Here is a 2,637-nt window from a genome sequence, read left to right as displayed (position 1 = left end):
ACAGCACCGTGCGACGGCTCGCCTCGAGGCCACGCAGGAACTCATCGCGACCGTAGGCGTGCTCGATGAAGAGCAACGTGAAGTAGGTCGCGAACCCCTCGCTCAGCCACACGTCGTCCCAGTCGGCTTCCGTGACGGCGTTGCCGAACCACTGATGCGCGACCTCGTGAATCACCACGTTGCGCCAGCGCACCTCGCGCGTGCCGGTGACCGACTTTTCGTTGTACAGAATCGCCGAGGCGGCTTCCATTCCGCCGCTCACACTGCTCGCCTGAATGTTGGCCAGCCGCTCGTACGCGAAGGGCCCCACATAGTCGGTGTAGAAGGCGAGCACTTGCTTGGTGGGAGTCGCGAAATCACGAAAGCCAGCATCGCGATCCTGCGGGTATACCCACGTCTCGATGGCCTTGCCCTCGAACGTGTCCACCTGCTGCATGGCGAACCGTGCCACGCCCAGCACGTACAGCCATGGAGCGATCGGCACCGAGTTCTTCCAGTGGGTCACACGGCGGTTTCCCGGCACATCCGTCGCTTCCACCTGTAGGCCGTTCGACACCACCTGATAGTAACTCGGCGCCGTCACGATGAACTCGCTGGTCGCCTTGTCGTACGGATGATCGATGGTGGGGAGCCAATGGCGTCCCTTGTCCGGCCAGTTGTCGCTGAAGAAGGTGCGCTCGCCGTGCCGGTTCTTTCCCACCTGCAGCCCGGTCGCCGGAGTGCCGGCATAGCGGACAGTGATCGTCGCGCGCTGCTGCGCGACCGGTGTCGTCGTGAGGGGAATGCGTAGTTCGTCGTTCTCGTGCGTAAACGATACCGCCGCACCGTTGAGCAGCACGGCGGACACCTTCATCCCCTTGCCCTCGCGTGCGGTCGTCGCATTGGCGAGATCGAGGCGCAGGGCACGCACCTCCGCCGACACGAAGCGCACATCCATCGTCATCTCGCCGCGCAGCGCGTCGCTGCTGTCGGTGAGTTCGATGCGGAACGCGTAGTTCAGCGCATCGATGCCAGGGTTCTTCGGATAGGTGTCCCGCATCGACGGTGGCAGCACGAAGGCCGCCAGCATCGCGAGACGACTGGCAACGCCGGTGAACAGCATCATTTACGCACTCCTCCCTTACCCGTGGGTGGCACCGGCGGGTGTTGCTGCACCAGTCCCGGCTCGGCGATGGTGCGCTGCACATCCGCGATACTGCTCGGCACAAAGCCACTCAGGTTCTCCACGCCATCGGCCGTCACCAATGCGACGTCTTCGATGCGGATGTACAGTCGCTCCTCGGGAATCCAGATCATCGGGTCAATCGTGAACACCATCCCCGCCTGCAGCGGTACACCGCGCACGCGCCCCACATCGTGCACCGCCATCCCCACCGGATGCTGGAAGTGGCCGCGGAACACCAGCCCCTCTTCCACGGCTCTCTTGTGTGCGGGGGAGGCAAACGTTTTGCCCACGAGATACTGCCGCATGTCGGCGGCGGCACGATCGAGCACTTCGTCCGACGTCACCCCCGGCTTGATATAGCGAAACAGGGCGTCGCGATACGCGACGATGTATTCGTACAGTGCTTTCTGCGCCGGTGAGAAGGTGCCGTTCACCGGCCAGATACGCGTGACATCGCTGGTGTAGTAGCGCACGTCGGGCGCGTAATCCATGAGCACCAGATCGCCGTCGCGCAACGCATCGCTCTTGCGGAAGTAGTGCCCCATGAACGCGTTGGTGCCGCCGCCGATGATCGATGCGTAGCCATCACCACGCGCACCGTTCAGGTAGTACACGTACTTGGCCGCGGCGTCGAGCTGATACTCGTACACCCCCGCCGCGGTCGAACGCATGGCCTCCATGATCCCCAGACCGGCGAGCTGCGTGGCCCGGCGAATCACCGCAATCTCCGCGGGACTCTTGATGGTGCGCATCGCGTCGAGCGTGGGGGACAGGTCCCGCACCGTGAGTTGCGGAAAGCGTTGCTGCACGAGCTGTACGAAGTGCGCCTCACGCGATGGCCGCCCTTCCCACGGATCACTCGCGGCACGCGCTTGTGCCGCCAGCAGCTCATCACGGCTGTCGTTCCCGGTCTCCATCGGTGCCAGCGGCGTATGCAGCACCATCGCCGGGGGGCGCAGCAGATCGGCACCTGTCAGATCCTGCGCCATCTGCTCTAGCGGCCGCACCGCATCGACCCCCGTGAGCTGTTTCAGCAGCACACTGTCCTCAGCGGCCAGCATCTTGCCTTCGTTTCGCTCGCGCGCCGCGTCGCGATGCGGCAGGTACAGCGTGGTCGTTCGCGCGCGGCCGTTGAGCAGTAGATACCCGTGCGCCGACTCCACCCCACACAGATAGTAGAACTCGTTCGACTGGCGGAAGACACTGAACCCTGGTACACCGCTCGCGCCCTGAACAACGGCGATGCCGTCACGGCCAATCGCATCGTACACGCGGGCGCGGCGGGCCGCGAACTCGTCGCGCGTGAAGTCCGTCTGGTAATGAGCGGCGTCCTGCGCCTCGAGTCGGTGTGATGAGCCGAGCGAGGCGGACGCCAACAGCAGGAGGCACGCGGCACGCGCCCGTACTTTCGCGACTGACATGCGGGAGACCTGTGAGAGGGATGCGCAATGTTCGCATCCGATTCCGGTCGC

2 protein-coding genes are annotated in these 2,637 nt (G+C 64.5%); both read right to left on the bottom strand.

The genetic code is table 11. The features are described 5' to 3' along the window. The coding region (locus ACIQ6O_RS16115; RefSeq protein ID WP_396208792.1) for a M1 family metallopeptidase at positions 1-1,105 on the bottom strand (1,105 nt) is incomplete at its 3' end. Continuing rightward, positions 1,102-2,586 (bottom strand): aminopeptidase P N-terminal domain-containing protein, encoded by a 1,485-nt coding sequence (locus tag ACIQ6O_RS16110; protein ID WP_396208791.1) that lies wholly within the window; start codon positions 2,584-2,586, stop codon positions 1,102-1,104. The genes ACIQ6O_RS16115 and ACIQ6O_RS16110, both read right to left, overlap by 4 nt. Between the last annotated feature and the right edge of the window lie 51 nt (positions 2,587-2,637).

It is taken from the genome of Gemmatimonas sp., from assembly GCF_044345575.1.
Classification (GTDB): domain Bacteria; phylum Gemmatimonadota; class Gemmatimonadetes; order Gemmatimonadales; family Gemmatimonadaceae; genus Gemmatimonas.
The sequence above is the reverse complement of the archived record's forward strand: the minus strand, read 5'-3'. Positions and strand labels throughout refer to the sequence as shown.

What these genes read in the sequence shown, in the direction of transcription:
- ACIQ6O_RS16110 (WP_396208791.1), bottom strand. Translation starts at nt 2,586, where the DNA reads ATGTCAGTCGCGAAAGTACGGGCGCGTGCCGCGTGCCTCCTGCTGTTG.